General features: G+C 37.0%; 19 protein-coding genes. 11 read left to right on the forward strand and 8 right to left on the reverse strand.

What is annotated here, in order from left to right:
* Window positions 1-41: 41 nt before the first annotated feature.
* The 4 genes from PL9631_RS21500 (at window position 42) to ygfZ (ending at window position 4,094) form a co-directional block, all read left to right on the forward strand.
* A complete protein-coding gene (locus PL9631_RS21500) occupies window positions 42-446 on the forward strand; it encodes a Fur family transcriptional regulator (RefSeq protein ID WP_083623508.1) in 405 nt (134 codons plus the stop codon).
* Between the two features lie 106 nt (window positions 447-552).
* Window positions 553-2,469 carry an alpha/beta hydrolase gene (locus tag PL9631_RS21505; RefSeq protein ID WP_083623509.1) on the forward strand — a complete coding sequence of 639 codons (1,917 nt, stop codon included), beginning with the start codon at window positions 553-555 and terminating at the stop codon, window positions 2,467-2,469.
* 109 nt (window positions 2,470-2,578) lie between these two features.
* Window positions 2,579-2,977, forward strand: a complete 399-nt coding sequence (locus PL9631_RS21510) for a hypothetical protein (protein ID WP_083623511.1) — start codon at window positions 2,579-2,581, stop codon at window positions 2,975-2,977.
* Between the two features lie 58 nt (window positions 2,978-3,035).
* Window positions 3,036-4,094 carry a CAF17-like 4Fe-4S cluster assembly/insertion protein YgfZ gene (gene ygfZ / locus PL9631_RS21515; protein ID WP_083623512.1) on the forward strand — a complete coding sequence of 353 codons (1,059 nt, stop codon included), beginning with the start codon at window positions 3,036-3,038 and terminating at the stop codon, window positions 4,092-4,094.
* 120 nt (window positions 4,095-4,214) lie between these two features.
* On the opposite strand, the gene PL9631_RS21520 is transcribed toward ygfZ, so the two are convergent.
* The gene (locus tag PL9631_RS21520) at window positions 4,215-4,670 is read right to left on the reverse strand and encodes a GNAT family N-acetyltransferase (protein WP_083623513.1); all 456 of its coding nucleotides are present in this window, start codon (window positions 4,668-4,670) and stop codon (window positions 4,215-4,217) included.
* 6 nt (window positions 4,671-4,676) lie between these two features.
* Window positions 4,677-6,356: a glycoside hydrolase family 10 protein gene (locus PL9631_RS21525; protein ID WP_083623515.1), complete on the reverse strand. Its 1,680-nt coding sequence runs from the start codon at window positions 6,354-6,356 to the stop codon at window positions 4,677-4,679.
* 216 nt (window positions 6,357-6,572) lie between these two features.
* On the opposite strand from PL9631_RS21525, the gene PL9631_RS21530 reads away from it, so the two are divergent.
* Window positions 6,573-7,019, forward strand: coding sequence for a hypothetical protein (locus PL9631_RS21530; protein WP_083623517.1), 447 nt, complete (start codon window positions 6,573-6,575; stop codon window positions 7,017-7,019).
* A gap of 5 nt (window positions 7,020-7,024) precedes the next feature.
* The gene (locus PL9631_RS21535; protein WP_083623518.1) at window positions 7,025-7,855 is read left to right on the forward strand and encodes an Rpn family recombination-promoting nuclease/putative transposase; all 831 of its coding nucleotides are present in this window, start codon (window positions 7,025-7,027) and stop codon (window positions 7,853-7,855) included.
* A 12-nt stretch (window positions 7,856-7,867) separates the two neighbouring features.
* On the opposite strand, the gene PL9631_RS21540 is transcribed toward PL9631_RS21535, so the two are convergent.
* On the reverse strand, window positions 7,868-8,587 hold the full coding sequence (locus tag PL9631_RS21540) for a M15 family metallopeptidase (RefSeq protein WP_083623520.1): 720 nt from the start codon (window positions 8,585-8,587) through the stop codon (window positions 7,868-7,870).
* Window positions 8,588-8,636: 49 nt separating this feature from the next.
* Window positions 8,637-9,299, reverse strand: a complete 663-nt coding sequence (locus PL9631_RS21545) for a class I SAM-dependent methyltransferase (RefSeq protein ID WP_083623522.1) — start codon at window positions 9,297-9,299, stop codon at window positions 8,637-8,639.
* Between the two features lie 156 nt (window positions 9,300-9,455).
* On the opposite strand from PL9631_RS21545, the gene PL9631_RS21550 reads away from it, so the two are divergent.
* From PL9631_RS21550 to PL9631_RS21570, 5 genes are read left to right on the forward strand one after another with little or no spacing between them, the layout of a single operon-like run.
* A complete protein-coding gene (locus tag PL9631_RS21550) occupies window positions 9,456-10,979 on the forward strand; it encodes a DEAD/DEAH box helicase (protein ID WP_083623524.1) in 1,524 nt (507 codons plus the stop codon).
* A 48-nt stretch (window positions 10,980-11,027) separates the two neighbouring features.
* Window positions 11,028-11,531, forward strand: coding sequence for a hypothetical protein (locus PL9631_RS21555; RefSeq protein WP_231516811.1), 504 nt, complete (start codon window positions 11,028-11,030; stop codon window positions 11,529-11,531).
* A 50-nt stretch (window positions 11,532-11,581) separates the two neighbouring features.
* On the forward strand, window positions 11,582-12,823 hold the full coding sequence (locus PL9631_RS21560) for a DUF790 family protein (protein WP_083623526.1): 1,242 nt from the start codon (window positions 11,582-11,584) through the stop codon (window positions 12,821-12,823).
* Window positions 12,824-12,857: 34 nt separating this feature from the next.
* Window positions 12,858-13,322: a DUF29 domain-containing protein gene (locus tag PL9631_RS21565; protein WP_083624298.1), complete on the forward strand. Its 465-nt coding sequence runs from the start codon at window positions 12,858-12,860 to the stop codon at window positions 13,320-13,322.
* Between the two features lie 25 nt (window positions 13,323-13,347).
* Complete coding sequence (locus PL9631_RS21570; RefSeq protein WP_197046463.1) at window positions 13,348-13,494, forward strand: type II toxin-antitoxin system HicB family antitoxin; 147 nt, start codon at window positions 13,348-13,350, stop codon at window positions 13,492-13,494.
* Between the two features lie 581 nt (window positions 13,495-14,075).
* On the opposite strand, the gene PL9631_RS21575 is transcribed toward PL9631_RS21570, so the two are convergent.
* The 4 genes from PL9631_RS21575 to PL9631_RS21590 all read right to left on the reverse strand — a co-directional run bounded on the left by PL9631_RS21575 (window position 14,076) and on the right by PL9631_RS21590 (window position 16,476).
* A complete protein-coding gene (locus PL9631_RS21575; RefSeq protein ID WP_083623530.1) occupies window positions 14,076-14,366 on the reverse strand; it encodes a hypothetical protein in 291 nt (96 codons plus the stop codon).
* Between the two features lie 81 nt (window positions 14,367-14,447).
* Window positions 14,448-15,437 carry an ABC transporter permease gene (locus tag PL9631_RS21580; RefSeq protein WP_083623532.1) on the reverse strand — a complete coding sequence of 330 codons (990 nt, stop codon included), beginning with the start codon at window positions 15,435-15,437 and terminating at the stop codon, window positions 14,448-14,450.
* 57 nt (window positions 15,438-15,494) lie between these two features.
* A complete protein-coding gene (locus PL9631_RS21585; RefSeq protein ID WP_083623533.1) occupies window positions 15,495-16,010 on the reverse strand; it encodes an adenine phosphoribosyltransferase in 516 nt (171 codons plus the stop codon).
* A gap of 70 nt (window positions 16,011-16,080) precedes the next feature.
* A complete protein-coding gene (locus tag PL9631_RS21590; RefSeq protein WP_083623535.1) occupies window positions 16,081-16,476 on the reverse strand; it encodes a phosphomannose isomerase type II C-terminal cupin domain in 396 nt (131 codons plus the stop codon).
* Window positions 16,477-16,536: the final 60 nt, after the last annotated feature.

A 16,536-nucleotide genomic window follows, 5' to 3' on the forward strand; every position in this document is an offset into this window, starting at 1 on the left:
AGCCACCAGAAACAGGCTAAGATTTTTGCAAATAATTGATAATGAAACCTCGTCGCACCCGTAGTCAAGACCGGATTCTCAGCCAACTCAAAACCCTAAAACGATCGGTTTCTGCTCAAGATCTGTATTTGGAGTTGCGGAAAACGAACCAAACAATGGGTTTAGCCACGGTTTATCGGTCTTTGGATGCTTTAAAACGGGAAGGGTTAATTCATGTCCGAACTTTAACGACGGGGGAAGCGGTTTATAGTTGTATGCAGCAAGACGAACATCATCTTACCTGTGTGGAATGTGGACGTTCGATTCCCCTGGATGAATGTCCTGTCCACCACCTAGAAATTGAACTTCAACAGTTGCACAATTTTAAAATTTATTACCATACCCTGGAATTTTTTGGGTTATGCGATCGCTGTAATCAGTTATCAGTAATCAGTAATCAGTTATAAGTGTAATATTTTAATTTGAAAGCTACTGATTACTCTTACACTGATAACGGATCAGTCCTGCACTGAATAACCAATCACTGATTATTGATAACTGATTAAAACCACTATGGGTACTAAGCGAATATACAGAGGTTTACCCTTATACTGGCATCAAGAAACGATGGCAAATGATCAACAATGGTTAGAGTCCATTGTTCGGAATACCGCACCCTTTTCTGATGCTTGGACAAAAGCTCGCATTGTCCAACTGGCCTATGCTGTTCCCAAGGGAATCAAGACTCAAATCCTATATAATTTACCGCTCTATGGTGGTTATACTTCTGAATTAGAAATCGCACAAGCCTTACGTTCTAGCTGTAATTTAGAAGAATATCCCGATTTTGATACTCAAGTTAATGAGGATTATGTAATTAGAGCCTTAAATAGTTGGCATAATAAACAATTTGCTAAAGCGGTAAGTCGGAATTTTGAAATTTATGTTGATCGGGAATATTCCAATAGTTTTTTAGTCGTTAGTACCGCCCGCACCTCATTAAATGTTGATCGACAATTGCCTCCTTTAGCAAAATTTCGTCCCTTATTTAATATTGCTGAAATGGGACGACTGATGCGCATGGGAAACTTTGAGCGTCTCACTTTGAAAACCCATGGCTATGCGACTCCAGCTTTTAAATTTTATCAAGAATTTATCGCCGAAATAGAGTCATTATCCGTGAAAGGGCCAATTAATAAAATCGGAACCTTAGAAAATCGGAGTGTTTATATTGGTTATCATTGGCCGAGTGAAATGCCCTTAATTCATCCTGGATTATGGAGTGATATGGGAGAACAAAAAGGTCTTTCATTAAAGTTTTTATTTATTGTTGCCCTGTTAGCTTGGATATTTGGCACGGGATTTTATATTATCTTAAGTTTAATTGTCGTTCCTCTGTTAGATTTATTGGGAATAAAACTATCATTATCTCCCCTCTGGCATTGGTTTAATTGGCATCAAATTTCTGATTTAATCGCTCAATGGAATGGAGTAACCCTAACGGTTTTTGTTCTGTGGTTATTATTAATGCAAATTTTAAGAATTTCTGTTTATCAACGCGATCGCTATCGAGCTATTCACTATGGCGCACCGGATTTAGCAGAATTTTTTTGGAGACTCGATAAAGTTTTAGGGGAAAATCCCTATACATCTATGCCATTTTATGAACCCCAAAAAGAAACTATAATTGCTAATTATTATAACCAAAACTTCCCCCCCATGAATGTTAATTTAATTGGTCATAGTATGGGAGGTTTGGTAATTATAAATGTCCTAAGAATTCTCTCGGATCGGTTTGGAAAAGAAGATCGCTTGGAATATGAAAAAAACAACATGGGTGATTACCTACAACTAGACAAACTGATTTTAACTTCTCCTGATATTCCCTTAGAATTTCTTCGAGAAGGTCGGAATAATTATGTCCGTTCTGCTATTTTACGATGTAATGAAATTTATTTATTTTCTAGTGATCGAGATTTGATTCTTCGCTATCTTTCTATTTTAGGCAATTGGTTTAGTGAACCTAGTATAGAAATGTCAGGATTACGATTAGGAAATGTTTATTTAAAACCCTGTAAAAATCCCAATAATCAAATAGTATATCAACCCTATATTCGGGTAATGATTAGTTCTCAATCGGCAGTTCAACCCACATCAGCCTATGATTTATTTGAAAAATTCAACTATATAGATTGTTCACAAATGCCCGGATTAAATTGTATCTCTCTCCCCTTAAATGTTTGGACAAGTCTAATTATTGATCTAACAAATACCCTATTTTTTATTGCTGGGAAAGTTGATATTCATGGCGGTTATCACTTCACCAACACCACCAGTTTCGACATTTTGAAATTTTTAATTACCCGAGATGGATTATCTCGAACAGAAACCTTAGCAGAAATCAATCACCTAATTAGCGGGAAACCTGTTTTATTTTTACCCTCTGATCAACAAGTTGGAAATAGCAGTGACCCAGACCTTGAAGATTAAATATAATTTAAAAATACCTGAAAACCTTTGACCTTGTGTAAATCGAAGAAGATTTGGCAGTTTTAGCAGGAACTGGGACAATAAAAAAATCCCTTTCAGATTCAGATATATGAAACCTAAAATTAAAGACCCCATAGCTTGGCAACAGGCTGAACTCCTAATGCAGCCTGCGTTGATCCGCCTCCTAGACAACATTCGCAAACAATTAGACCAATCTATTTGGAAAGGAACTTATCAGGAAGTTCAAGATCCTGTGCCGGGATATCGGTTAGAATTGGAGCATAATGGTCAGCAAATCACCGTTGATATTTGGGAATTGTGTTATCAGATCTGTTTTCAAAACTATCGCCCTACTCATGTCGCCGAAGAAAGTCTTGAGGTTGAAATTGATATGAACTTAATTGATCAAGAAATAGGAGATGTAGATTGGCAAAACCTGGAAAATAAAACTCGTAAAATTATTCAAGATTTATTTGCTAATTTACCCTCAGATGCTCCCCATTCTTGATCTTAATTCTCTATACTCGTCAATGTTGAAAAAATTTTAAATTTCGCTGACTCCCGCCATGATTTCAGAATTACAGAATTTACAAGCCTCTATGGGGGCCGGGTTTGAAACCTTAAACACAGGGGAAACTATTCCCATCAGTTTTGGCAATGATGCTGAAGCCATCACCGCCACAAAACAGGGTGTTGCGATCTATGATCGGTCTCACTGGGGACTATTAAAAATTTCAGGAGCAGATCGACTGCGATTTTTACATAATCAAAGCACCAATTCCATTGAGAATTTCAAACCCGGAGAAGGTTGTGATACGGTATTTGTCACTTCCACGGCTCGAACTCTTGATTTAGCAACGGCCTTGATCACCGAAGATGCCATTCTTGTTTTAGTTTCGCCCAACCGTCGCCAACAACTCATGCAATGGCTAGATCGGTATATTTTTCCCATGGATCAAGTACAACTGCAAGATATCACAAAGGATTATGCGGTTTTTAGTCTCCTGGGCCCCAATAGTTCCCAGGTTCTTAATCCATTCGGGATCATGGACTTACAACAAAAATCCTACGGCTCCCATCAATGGGTGGAAATTGCGGGTTCAAATCTTCGCATCGCCGTGGGGAGTGGTTTAGACACCTCTGGATATACTCTCATCCTTGATCGAGCGATCGCCACCTCAATTTGGCAAGTCTTAACCCAGGGGGGTGCTGTTCCTTTAGGGGAAAGGGTTTGGGAGCATTTACGGGTTTTAGCGGGTCGTCCCGCACCGGATGCGGAACTGACAGAAGATTACAACCCCCTAGAAGCGGGTTTATGGCAAACCCTATCTTTTGATAAGGGCTGTTACATTGGTCAAGAAACAATTACTCGTCTGAATACTTATAAAGGTGTTAAACAAAAACTCTGGGGTATTCGTTTAAATGCACCTGTTTCAGAAGGAACTCCGATATTAATTGATGATGTTAAAGTCGGAAAATTAACCAGTTATACTAATGGCGATGGAAACCATTTTGGTTTGGGTTATATTAGAACCAAAGCTGGTGGCGTCAGTTCAAAAGTTAAAGTAGGTGAAGTAGATGGAGAAGTTGTAGATGTTCCTTTTTTAAACCATCCACTTGTATAGAATTCAGCTTGATCATGCCTAAGTCCCACGCCTTCTTTGTCTGTCAGAACGTGGGGCTGCTTCCAGAAAAAGATTATCGATTTACAGGAAAATTAATGATCATTAATCAATATTTTACCTCTATTCTGTTGAACAAACTAAACGAATAAATTCACAAGGATAACCGGAAATATTGCTATTAAAAGTGCCAATTTCTTGAAATCCTGCGTTTTTATAAAATGCGATCGCCCGGTGATTTCCTGCCATCACAATTGTATAAATAGGAGTACCAATCAGGTTTAAAGCTAACTGTAATAACCGTTTACCAATGCCTTGATTTTGATAATCGGGATCAACATATAACAACGCAATACAGTGGGAATCGAGGGCAATAAAAGCGACAACTTTTTTCCCTTCACAGGCTACGAATTTATCATAAGTATAGCAAATATGATGAACATTGGGATTTTGTTCCAGAGGTCTCATTGCCCTTAAATCACAAGACCCTTTAAATTCATCGGGTTGGGAGCGATCATGCACCCGACAAATAGCCGACCAATCGCTTTCTAAATAAGGACGAATATTAATTATTTTCATTCATGTTTAGACAAATTGTGGACGTTCTAAAACCTGGGAAAATAGGGTTTTAAATTCATTTTTTTGGGTTTCTAATTCCATCATTTGTTTCCAGGTTTCATAAAAGAAAAATGTGGTTCCGGCAAATTGGCGATCGCGAGTCAGTTGAATTTGTTCTTTAACATTAACAAAAGACATGGGTTTAATTCTTAACCCCGTTAAAATTCCAATACTAACCGGAATATGGCTTTTTGCTTCCAAAAGTTCAGGACGTTTTAAATCTGCTAAAAAGCCATTAATATCATCTCGATAAACTTGTAAAACCAATTCTTCTAAATAACCTTCTTGTTCCCAGGTTTTCCAATCTTGTAAAAACTGAGAATAGGCATAAAGATAAGGATTTGGAGATAAAGAAAGAATACAATTCGGTTTATAATCTTTGATCACCCAGAAAACTCGGTTAACAAATTCTGTGATTTTTTTCGCTCTCCAACTTACCCAATTTGCTTCTTGAAAGTCTGCGGGGGGTTGGGAATTTCCCGTTTCTTTCCGATATAATTGGATTGTAAACTCATCATAGCCTAAATCTACGGGTAAACCAAAATGATCATCAAATTGAATCCCATCAATATCATAGTTTCTGATTACTTCAATGATTAAACCTAAAAGAAACTGTTGGACTTGGGGGTGAAAGGGATTTAACCATAATTGATTAACTTGACTTTCTTTATAAACTTTCGTACCATCTTGACGACAGGTAATCCAATGGGGACGCAGTTCAACAATTTTAGAGTTTGGGGGAACCATGAACCCATATTCAAACCAAGGAATCACACTAATCTTTTTTTCTTTGGCTAAGGGAATCATTTCCTTGAGAATATCTCGGTCTTTTAATTCAGGAATCGGATAGATTTGAGTTCCGGTAAACCGTTCCATTAAAACACTCGGATAAAGGGTATAACCGTTATTCCAAATGGTAGGATAGACCGTATTAAAATTACATTCTGCTAATAAATCAAAAGCATTAATTAAAGCATTTTTAGATAACAAAACATCGCTATCAATATTGGTTAACCAAACTCCCCTTAATTCACCCCGCGGAACGGGAATAATTGGCGGTTTAACAATATACTTTTCAGCAATAGTTAAGGGCTCATCAACTTGGCGCAACGCTTGACAAAAAAATACAGCTACTTCGGCGCGAGTTGCGGGTTTATTCGGGTTTAAAAGTTTCACCTCTGGATAATTAACAACTAAGCCAAATTCAATCGCCGCCGCGATCGCATTTTTAGCATAATTAGGAACATCTTTTGCATCATTTAAACTTTGATTTAGGGTTTTAATAATAGATTGACTGGGTTCATAATTTAACCCTTTGACTAAAGCGACTAATGCTTGAACTCTAGGGATATTTTGTTGGGGTTTAAAACTTTGGTCTTCATAACCACTCATAAACCCCGTACTATAGGTTTTTTGAATTACGCTATAAGCCCAAAAATTCGACGAAATATCCTTAAACTGGAGCGGTTCTCGAATGTCTAAAAGTTGGGGAAAGGCTTTAATCAGCATCGTGGCAAACTCAGCACGAGTTAAGGTTGCATCGGGCTTAAAGGTTCCATCTCGATAGCCACTGATAATGCCTTTATTTGCCAGAGTTTCTATACTGTTTTTGGCCCAATGATTGGTTATATCTGTAAAGTTTACCATGAAGTTTAAAGGGGGTAAAATTGGTTAAAGATTTCTGTTTAATTGTTAATATTTTTGAATAAAATGATACAATCCATTAACTTTGCCTCTAATTAGATTCAGAAAGAATATAATAACAGTATGAATTGTACCCTAAAGTAAGATAAGTTACAATTCTAAAAAATGTTAAATTGTCCATATTTTTTAAATCCTTGTTTAAAGGTTTCTAGCTAAATTATGAAAATCATTTCCACCCTGTTTTCTGGAATTACCACCACCTTTACCGCCCTGACCTTGGTAACAGGTCTAGCCATAGCTCAAATGGCTGAAGTCCCTAAACCCAATATGAAAGGAGATTTTATCACGGCAAAAGTTCAGGGAAATCGAGGACTTTATAATAATATAAACTGGTTGGTTGTCGATCCTCAATATCTGAACTGTCGCAATACTCCTGAAGGAACAGTTAGGACTCGCTTAGAGTCGGGCGCAATTATGACAGCCCTGTTTTCTAATGATGGAAAAGGCGACGCTATTGTACTTAAAAATGGTCAATCTTGGTTAAAGGTAGAAAGTATTCATCCATACGGGCCTCGGTTAAATTCTGGAGTCTGTTATGTTCGGGCTAATTCAAAATATATTGCCCCAATTAATGGTGATTATCTCGATATGTTTAAAAGGAAATAAAAGCCATGCGTTTTATCAATCCCAAAACTGATTTTGCCTTTAAAAAAATATTTGGTTCCTCGGAAAGTAAGGATATTTTAATCAGTTTCTTGAATGCCCTGGTTTATAATTCTGAGCCAATGATTCAGGATTTAGAGATTATTGATCCTTACCTGGCGCCCAAAGTCACCGGGCTTAAAGATACTTATTTAGACGTTAAAGCTCAACTTAATACGGGTGAAATTGTAATTATTGAGATGCAGGTGATCAATGTAGAAGCCTTTACAAAAAGAGTCTTATATAATGCAGCTAAAACCTATTCTCTACAATTAGATGTGGGACAGGGATATCGGTTTTTAAAACCTGTTATTGCTTTAACAATTACGGATTTTATTCAATTTGAAAATACTGATTCTTGGATTTCTCACTTTATTTTTAAGGAGAAAGTTCAAAACTTTAATTATTCCGAGAATGAATTAGAGTTAGTGTTTGTGGAATTACCTAAATTTCAAAAATCCTTAGAACAATTAGAAACTTTAACGGATAAATGGATTTATTTTATGCAAAGTGCTAGAACTTTAGAAACGGTTCCTGAAACCTTAGAAACTGTCCCTCAAATTCAACGGGCTTTTCAAATTGCTAATCAAACTAATTTAACCCGCGAGGAACTCGATGAAGTTGAAAAAGTGGAACTGTTTTTACAAGATCAAAGAAATGCAATTAGTTTTGCAGAAAGTCAAGCTAGACAAGAAAAAGCGAGAGAAATTGCTCGTCAACTCCTGAATATTTTAGATGATCAAACTATTAGTCGCACCACGGGGTTAAGTTTAGCAGAAATTCAAAACTTAAGATCCTGATTTTTTCAATAATTAAGAGGAATATCGACCGTATTTTGCGATCGCATTTTCCTCTGAATTTTGTTGATTTGTTAACCACGCCCAAAGTTGATCACCCTGGGAAAAATGCCACCATTCATTCGGATGTTGTTGAAATCCTGTTGATAGCATAACTTGGGACAAAATTAGACGATTTTGATGATATTCTTTCTCTATTTGATCAGAACTATGCTCAAAATAATTAGGATAGGATAGAGGAGAAATCTGATCAATTTCCGAACCCATATTTAATATTTTCCCCTTATGATCAACTAAAGTAATATCCAAAGCCGCACCCGTACTATGGGGGGGAGGAGTGGCGGGATCTAAGCTCGGAGCCGCCCAAAATTTATCCACTTCTGCTAATATAGATTCGTGTTGTTCGGCGGAAAGATTGTCTGGTGTTAATCCCCGTTCTTCTAATAGTTGTTTGTATGAATAATTTACCATAAATTGTTGCACTTCTACGGGACGATAGGCGTCAAAAATTAATATCTTCCAGTTAGGATAATGCTTGTTTAATTGCACTTGTGCTGCGAGTAAACGTTCTAAAACACATTGTCTTAAATAATAGGGAGAATCTACCGACGAAAAATGATAGGGTGCTCCTAATTTTTGATAAGCATGGGGAGTTTCTACTACAAATTTTTCCAGGGGAATATTAACCAAAGGTTCCCCACATTCTTGAATCGAAATTTGTTGATAAGGTTTCATAATATTGGTTAATTCTAAGTAGTAAGCCCTTTAGGGCTTAGAGGTACTGTTAAGATTTTCGGGACGCAATTAAAGCATAAAATGGATCGCTTCCTCCCATTCCTAACATTTGCATAAATAGAGGAGTTTTTGATTGACTAGCAATAACTTTGGGGCTATTAAATCCGGGTAAATCATTGATTTTAACCGAATTAATATAGCCTTTAACTAATTCTATTCTATCAGGTTCTGTTGCTTCTCGCCAGGCGGAGATCGCTTTTTGATAAAACATTCGATTAGAAAAGCTAATAATAGTAATTCCACCCGGTTTTAAGATTCGATGAATTTCGGATAAAATTGCTTCAGGATATTGTAAATATTGGATGGAAACACAAATTAAGACCGCATCAAAATCTTGATCGGATAGGGGAAGTTTGAGATCTTGGTTTAAGTCTTGAACAAAATAATGATCCAGTTGAGAATTTTTAGTTAATTCTTCCTCATTCATTCCATGTCCTTCAACATGGGAAAATTGAATTTCAGTTGGAAGATGGGACACCCAACTACTCATTAAATCTAAAATCCGAGTTTGGGGTTTAAGATGCTTTTGATACAGAGTGGTTAACTGATCAATAAACCCTTCATCAACGTGGGTTACAAAGCGAGGAAACGAGTAAAATAGTGAGTCCTCTGTCTCGTCTAATTTAATCCGTTCATGGCGTTGGAGTAACATAATTCTATTGATCCTAATAGATGCTATGGTTTTGAAAATCCGAATATTAAGAATTGTATACTAATTTTGATCCAATGGGTATAATTATTCTAATATTGATTAATAAATCAAATATATCATGATTCAGAATCGCTATTAAAAACACCCTAGAAACCCATGCCTCGCACACCTACATTATCCTTTGATCGGGGTACACTTTTATTACATCCTCCCCCAAAAGGGAAAACTTGGATTGATTTTGTGACCTGGGATGATCGGGTAGAAAAATTTAGAAGTCCAGCTTTTTATTATCGTAATTTAGTAGAAACTTTACGCAAAAATCAAGTCGATTTTATTGATCAAGCTCATAATTTTAACCCATTAGAATTAACTCCTAGTTTTGAAATGCCTCCCTATCCTCATCAACAGGAAGCATTAGCAGCTTGGCAAGCGGTAGGAAGTCAAGGAGTGGTGGTTTTACCCACAGCTTCCGGGAAAACCTATTTAGCTCAATTGGCGATGCAAGAGACAGGATATAGTAGCTTAATTGTTGTGCCAACCTTGGATTTAATGCACCAATGGTATGCCCATTTATTGGCGGCTTTTCCTGATATTGAAATTGGATTATTAGGAGGAGGATCGAAGGATAGAACCCCGATTTTAGTGGCAACTTATGATAGTGCAACGATTCATTCTGAAACCTTGGGAAATAAATATGGACTGTTAATTTTTGATGAATGCCATCATTTACCCACGGACTTTTATCGGGTTATTGCGGAATATTCCCTCGCTCCTTATCGTTTGGGACTAACAGCAACTCCTGAACGTTCAGATGGTAGACATAGTGATTTATCCTTGTTAATTGGGTCTACAGTTTATCGTAAAACTCCGGAAGATTTAGCAGGAACGGCATTAGCAAATCATCGGGTTGTACAAATTTTAGTTAAACTTTCTCCCAAGGAAAGAGAGACTTATCAAGAACAAATGAAAATCAGGAACGAGTTTATTAAAGAGAATAATATTAAATTATCGAGTTTAGATGGTTGGAAACAATTTGTAATGTTAAGTGCGCGATCGCCTTTAGGAAGACGAGCAATGTTAGCGCACCGACAAGCTAAAGAAATATCATTATGTACTAACGGAAAATTGAGGATATTAGCCGATTTATTGAGTCAACATCATCTGGAAAAAACCTTGATTTTTACCGCCGATAATTCAACAGTTTATAAAATTTCTCAAAGTTTTTTAATTCCCGCTATTACCCATCAAACCCCTGTAAAAGAACGCCATGAAATCTTAACTAAATTCCGAGCCGGAGACTATAAAACCCTAGTTGCATCCCATGTTTTAAATGAAGGAGTGGATGTTCCTGATGCTAAGATAGCAATTATTTTATCAGGGACAGGTTCAGAACGAGAATATATTCAACGGTTAGGCCGAGTTTTACGCAAAGGAAATACCCCCAATAAACAGGCGATTTTGTATGAAGTTGTAACAGAAGATACCAGCGAGGAACGCACATCCCAACGTCGTAAAGGAGAAACATCATCTAAACCCCAACCGCCCAAAAAATCCTCTAATTCTGATTACCAACAGTTAGATATATTTCAACCTAAACCGTTATATGGGATTCAAAATACCCCAAGCAAACGGGTTGCAGAATCCTCGGAAATATGGAATAATCAAGAAGAATCCGAATAAAAATCTATGCAATAATTTCAAGGTGTGATATAATTATTGATTATTAGTATGGTTCGCTCATCTCAGGGGACAAAAGTAATGAATTTGACCAACCTGCCTTTATTAAAAGACTTTAGCATTTTTCCTAAACATACGGGAAATTGGCAAGGAAACTGGATTATTTTCGATGAAAACGGGCAAGAAAAAACTCGATTTACGGCGGTTGTAACCCAAAATATTGTTGAGAATAAGTGGTTACAAACTAATGTTCAAACCTATAGTAATGGTCAATCAGAAACTCACAATTTCATTGGTACGGTTATCGGAGAAGGGGAAGTCTTAATTGAAGGTTCAGACTCGGCTTTTGTTAATTATAAATCTATAGCAACAGAACGAGATGATGATTTAATTATTTTCAGGGTTTGGGATAAAACAACAGGTAAATTAAGAGCCGTTGAAACCATCAATCTGATTAGTCCCTCTGAACGAATTAGAACCACCCAAAGTTTTTATCCAGAAACTGGGAAATTCAGAGGATTTATGGTAATTACAGAACAAAAAATTGCTGAATAAAAGTTAGTAAAATTTCAGTTTTGCCCTAAATTTATGAGTTGGAATTTCTGATGCTACCTTCTGAACTTTTAAGTTATAAACAACAGGGCGAAACAGTAATTCCCCTGCGACTAAAAATTGATCCCAAACATATTGATTTAGCAACGGAAGTAATTCGTTGTTTTGAAGAATCTGTGAATAAAACCCAAGGGGAATTAAGTAAACGCTTACAGGAATTTGAAGGGGATAGTCCAGACTATAGGTTAAAAAGAGGGTTAGCCCATTTATTAAGAAGTGGTTTTTGTACTTTTGAGATAGTTAGTCCCTTAGAACCTGTGGAATTACGACAAAAAGTATTTACCTTATCCGCCAAAACAATACCCAGTTTAGCCTCGACAGAACAAACCTTAGAACAGTTAGCAACTCAACTAAGTCAAGACTTAAATCGAGAGGTTTTATCCCATCAAATTTTATCAGGTCTTTATGCAGATTTACAGGAAAATCGGATTTTAACCCAATTAGATTCTCCCACTCCAGAGGCGTTATTACATCGGTATAATTTATCTCAAGTTCAGGGGATTTTCTATCAAGCTAGTCAAATTATTATTAACGCCTATCGTAATGATCCAGGGGAATATAAACTCTTATTTCGCTATTTAAAATTATTCCAATTAATGACTTATATTGAGGGAGATGCAGATCGAGGTTTTACTTTAACTATTGATGGCCCAACGAGTTTATTTAAAGCTAGTACCCGCTATGGTTTATCCTTAGCTAAAATGATTCCCGCCTTACTTCATGTTACCAAATGGAGTTTAAAAGCTAAATTACAACAACGTGATCCCTATACTCGGGTGATAAAAACGGGTTATTTTAGTTTAAATTCCGATTGCGGTTTAGTCAGTCATTATCCCCCGGGGAAACCCTATGATAGTATGATTGAACAATCTTTTGCCGAGCGCTGGAATACTTTAAAAACTGAGTGGAAATTAGAACGGGAAGTCGATTTAATTCCGATTCCAGGGAGTGTAATGATTCCTGATTTTCGCTTAGTTCATCCCGATGGTAGAATGTTTTTATTAGAGATTATTGGTTATTGGCGACCGGAATATTTACAGAAAAAGTTTTATCAAGTTCAATCTTCTGGCTGTGACTATTTAATATTAGCGATTTCTGAACGATTGAATTTAGAAAATGCCGGAATTAATATTAATCGTCTGCCCGTCCCTGTAGTTTGGTTTAAGGATAAATTATCTCCCAAGGCGGTATTAGAAATTTTAGAAAATCCGGTTGACAATTTTAACAAAAATTAGCTATAATTAAGCAGAGGTTTAGGTTTTTATGTTTATGTTGGCTCAATCTCCTCGTCCGACTGAAACCTTATACGACCAAGACTATTATCTCTGGTTGAAAACAACGATTAACCAACTGCGTGTTCATCAGTTTTCACAGGTTGATTTAGAGAATTTACTGGAAGAATTAGAGACGATGGGGAGAAGCGAAAAACACAAGATTGAAAATTTATTAGTTAAGCTATTTGAGCATCTCCTGAAACTGCAATTTTGGCAAGGGGAAAGGGAACGAAATCAGGGACATTGGAAAGGGGAAATTATGGCATTTAGGAGACAAATTAACAAGCAACTTAAAACCAGTCCTAGTCTAAAACCTTATATTTTAGAAATTTTTGATGAATGTTATGAAGATGCGCGGAAAGAAGCGAGCGCTCGTTCTCAACTTCCTTTAGATACTTTTCCAGTAATTTCAATTGGATCTTTAGAACAAATTTTAGATGAAAATTGGTTTCCGATTTAACTTTTCTCTAATTAGAGGATAAATAATGCACTCTCAATATAGTATTTTAATTCAATGGTCAGAACAGGATAAAACCTATCTTGTCACTTTACCTGAATTTGGCTCCTATGCTCATACTCATGGCGATACCTATCAGGAAGCTTTGAAAAATGCTGAGGAAGTGGATGTATAACTAATTATATGAAAGATATTAAAGTTCCGTATAAATACGAATTCCCAGTTATGGTTATTTCTGTTAATCAAGACTTACGCAAGCAGGCTAGATATAGCGTGTCAAAAGTAGGCGATCGCATACCAATGATAATAGCAATCGCCCTAAAAAGTCCTAATTATTTATTTTCCCCCCAATGTTGGGGGCTAGGGGGCTAGATGGCTTGAAATGTATAGTGTTTAGAATGATCAGGTTATTATGAAGGATTGATCGGCAGTTTTAGAGACTATTTCTCAAGCAGCAATATTTGCCCCCTAAATCCCCCAACATTGGGGGACTTTAAGAAGTTGTCCTGTTAAAGCGATCAGGAGCAAGTGCCTTATTGGGAGGAATGGGTTTAGCTATCGGTTAGACTAGATTAATTTAGAAACAAATATATAAAATTTATCAAAAAGTAGTGCAAGCGTCCTGAGTCGCTGGTGCAGATATAGGTTTTCTGGGGATAAAAACCCTCGCAAATATTTTGCTCCTGTTCTAATTGACCCAAGAGAAAATAGCGATCGCTATCAAACTCCATAACTTAACTTTGTTTCATTAACCTGTTAATTTTGTTTAATTTCGATAAATTCAATCTGCGGTAAAAGAGGATCTTTAACCATCGCAATCCCCGTAAATCCCCAGCGCTGTAAAATTGGTTTAATTTGATAACCCGTAACCGATTCTACCGCAAACCGATCTTTGACATCCCGGGCGTGTTTGTTTAAATAACTCAAAGCATCAAAATTTTCTGAAAATAATAATAAATAGGCCGATGGACTATCGGGGTCAGGATGGGAGGTAACATAACGTCCATCGGCTTTAGAGCGAAGAATATAATAAACTTCAGAGAGCATTTAAACCGTCTCCTTAAAAGTGCAAACTGGGTTAAACCCAATTTATTTTGATTCTATTACCTCCATTTTACATCTAAAATTTCATCGTAAATCTTCTAATTTAATTCGAGGGTCAACAGCTTTTAATAGTAAATCCGCTAATAAATTACCAATAATTAACATCACTGCCCCCATCATTAAACTCGCCATAACTAAATATAAATCCTGTTGTTGTACCGCTTGTAAAATTAATTTACCCAATCCTGGCCAGTTAAAAAAGGTTTCGGCAATAAAAGCTCCCCCTAATAAACTGGCAAATTCAAACCCCAATAATGTGATTAAAGGGTTAATGGCATTCCGCAGGGCGTGAACATAAATAACCCGATTTTCCGGTAGTCCTTTTGCCCTCGCCGTTTGAATATAATCCTGGCGTAAAACATCTAAAAGTTGCCCCCGCATTAATCGTTGTAAACCCGCAAAACTGGTAATACTTAATGCTAATGTCGGTAAAATACTATGCCAAGCAATATCGGCTATTTTTCCCAAGGGTGATAAATCGGGAAAGTTAATACTGGTCATGCCGCCAACCGGAAATAGGGGGGAAGTTTTTTGAGCAAAAAATAATAATAATAAAGCCGTGATGAAACTGGGAAAACCTTGTCCGGTGTAACTAATCACTTGTAAAAATCGGTCAGTAAAACGATTCTGATTCACCGCCCCAATTATCCCTAATGGAATCCCGATTGCCCAGGTTAAAATTAATGATAAAAATGCTAATAATAAGGTAGCAGGAACTCGTTCTATCAGCAGGGAAGTAACAGAACGTTGATTGGCAAAACTAAAGCCAAAATTTCCCCGAGTCACAATTTGGGTTAACCAATGCCAATATTGTTCTAGGGGAGATTTATCTAGGCGAAATTGTTCTCGCAGTTGGTCTAAGGTTTCGGGGGAAATTTGAGGATTATTCGAGAGGTTATCTAAATAATCTCCCGGGGCAAGTTGAGTAATGGCAAAACATAAAGCCGATGCTAAAAGTAGAGTTAAAAGCGCCTGTAATAATCGCTTACCAATATAGACTAATGTTTCACCCATAACCTTAATTTTTTCCCTTGATAACTAATAAATTTACCCCAAAAAAACCTCAAACTCTTAATCATATTGTAATAGACTAATTACCGGAACATCTGGTAATTGTTCCCGTCCTTTTAACCCGGTGAGTTCCACCACAAAACAAAATCCTGCTACCGTAGCCCCGGCTTGTTCAACTAATTCTGCGGTGGCTTTTGCTGTGCCTCCAGTGGCAATTAAATCATCAACAATTAAGACTTTATGCCCCGATGAAATAGCATCTCGGTGCATTTCTAAACAATCTGTCCCATATTCTAATTCATATTCTGCCCGATAGACGGCGGCGGGTAATTTTTTAGGTTTACGAATCGGAATAAAACCCACTTCTAATTGATAAGCTAAAGGCATTCCAAACAAAAACCCCCTAGACTCCATCCCCAGAATATAGTCAGGAGACAAAGGACGACATTTTTCGGTTAAACAATCAATAGTATATCGAAGTCCCTGGGGGTTTTGTAACAGGGTGGTAATATCTCGAAATAAAATTCCTGGTTTGGGAAAATCAGGAATATTGCGAATGAGAGACTTTAAATCCATGAGTAGTTTAGTAAAGGAGAAAATCAATAGATTCAGATAAATTGTCTCTCATTTTGTGCGTTCTGTCGAGTTATTTTTTCGTCTTGCTTTTGGCATCTTCTTCGGGAAAACGAGTAATATCATCATCCCCTAAATATTCGCCATTTTGCACTTCAATCATTACTAAAGGAATTACCCCAGGATTTTCTAGGCGGTGGGGGGTATTCATCGGAACATAGGTGGACTGCTTTGGAAGTAATAAGGTTTCCTGTCCGCCGCACATCACTTTAGCGGTTCCGGCGACAACAATCCAGTGTTCACTGCGATGATAGTGCATCTGGGTACTAATATGATAACCCGGATTCACCACAATGCGATTAATCCGATAGCGCTCGCCTTCTTCGAGTAGAGTCACCTGACCCCAAGGCGGTGTGCGGGTGCTTGCTTCTTCGCTAAGGGTCAGTTGTGGGGTTTTATCCTTGCTCATAATGTTTTTTTGGTAATCTATTGGCTATCAATTTTAAAGCCTTGAAGCTGAATAACAATA

The organism is Planktothrix paucivesiculata PCC 9631, assembly GCF_900009265.2.
Lineage (GTDB): Bacteria > Cyanobacteriota > Cyanobacteriia > Cyanobacteriales > Microcoleaceae > Planktothrix > Planktothrix paucivesiculata.

Excerpts from the sequence above, each read along its gene's own strand:
- PL9631_RS21500 (WP_083623508.1), top strand. The coding sequence starts at position 42 with ATGAAACCTCGTCGCACCCGTAGTCAAGACCGGATTCTCAGCCAACTC.
- PL9631_RS21505 (WP_083623509.1), top strand. The coding sequence starts at position 553 with ATGGGTACTAAGCGAATATACAGAGGTTTACCCTTATACTGGCATCAA.
- PL9631_RS21510 (WP_083623511.1), top strand. The coding sequence starts at position 2,579 with ATGAAACCTAAAATTAAAGACCCCATAGCTTGGCAACAGGCTGAACTC.
- ygfZ (WP_083623512.1), top strand. The coding sequence starts at position 3,036 with ATGATTTCAGAATTACAGAATTTACAAGCCTCTATGGGGGCCGGGTTT.
- PL9631_RS21520 (WP_083623513.1), bottom strand. The coding sequence starts at position 4,670 with ATGAAAATAATTAATATTCGTCCTTATTTAGAAAGCGATTGGTCGGCT.
- PL9631_RS21525 (WP_083623515.1), bottom strand. The coding sequence starts at position 6,356 with ATGGTAAACTTTACAGATATAACCAATCATTGGGCCAAAAACAGTATA.
- PL9631_RS21530 (WP_083623517.1), top strand. The coding sequence starts at position 6,573 with ATGAAAATCATTTCCACCCTGTTTTCTGGAATTACCACCACCTTTACC.
- PL9631_RS21535 (WP_083623518.1), top strand. The coding sequence starts at position 7,025 with ATGCGTTTTATCAATCCCAAAACTGATTTTGCCTTTAAAAAAATATTT.
- PL9631_RS21540 (WP_083623520.1), bottom strand. The coding sequence starts at position 8,587 with ATGAAACCTTATCAACAAATTTCGATTCAAGAATGTGGGGAACCTTTG.
- PL9631_RS21545 (WP_083623522.1), bottom strand. The coding sequence starts at position 9,299 with ATGTTACTCCAACGCCATGAACGGATTAAATTAGACGAGACAGAGGAC.
- PL9631_RS21550 (WP_083623524.1), top strand. The coding sequence starts at position 9,456 with ATGCCTCGCACACCTACATTATCCTTTGATCGGGGTACACTTTTATTA.
- PL9631_RS21555 (WP_231516811.1), top strand. The coding sequence starts at position 11,028 with ATGGTTCGCTCATCTCAGGGGACAAAAGTAATGAATTTGACCAACCTG.
- PL9631_RS21560 (WP_083623526.1), top strand. The coding sequence starts at position 11,582 with ATGCTACCTTCTGAACTTTTAAGTTATAAACAACAGGGCGAAACAGTA.
- PL9631_RS21565 (WP_083624298.1), top strand. The coding sequence starts at position 12,858 with ATGTTGGCTCAATCTCCTCGTCCGACTGAAACCTTATACGACCAAGAC.
- PL9631_RS21570 (WP_197046463.1), top strand. The coding sequence starts at position 13,348 with ATGCACTCTCAATATAGTATTTTAATTCAATGGTCAGAACAGGATAAA.
- PL9631_RS21575 (WP_083623530.1), bottom strand. The coding sequence starts at position 14,366 with ATGCTCTCTGAAGTTTATTATATTCTTCGCTCTAAAGCCGATGGACGT.
- PL9631_RS21580 (WP_083623532.1), bottom strand. The coding sequence starts at position 15,437 with ATGGGTGAAACATTAGTCTATATTGGTAAGCGATTATTACAGGCGCTT.
- PL9631_RS21585 (WP_083623533.1), bottom strand. The coding sequence starts at position 16,010 with ATGGATTTAAAGTCTCTCATTCGCAATATTCCTGATTTTCCCAAACCA.
- PL9631_RS21590 (WP_083623535.1), bottom strand. The coding sequence starts at position 16,476 with ATGAGCAAGGATAAAACCCCACAACTGACCCTTAGCGAAGAAGCAAGC.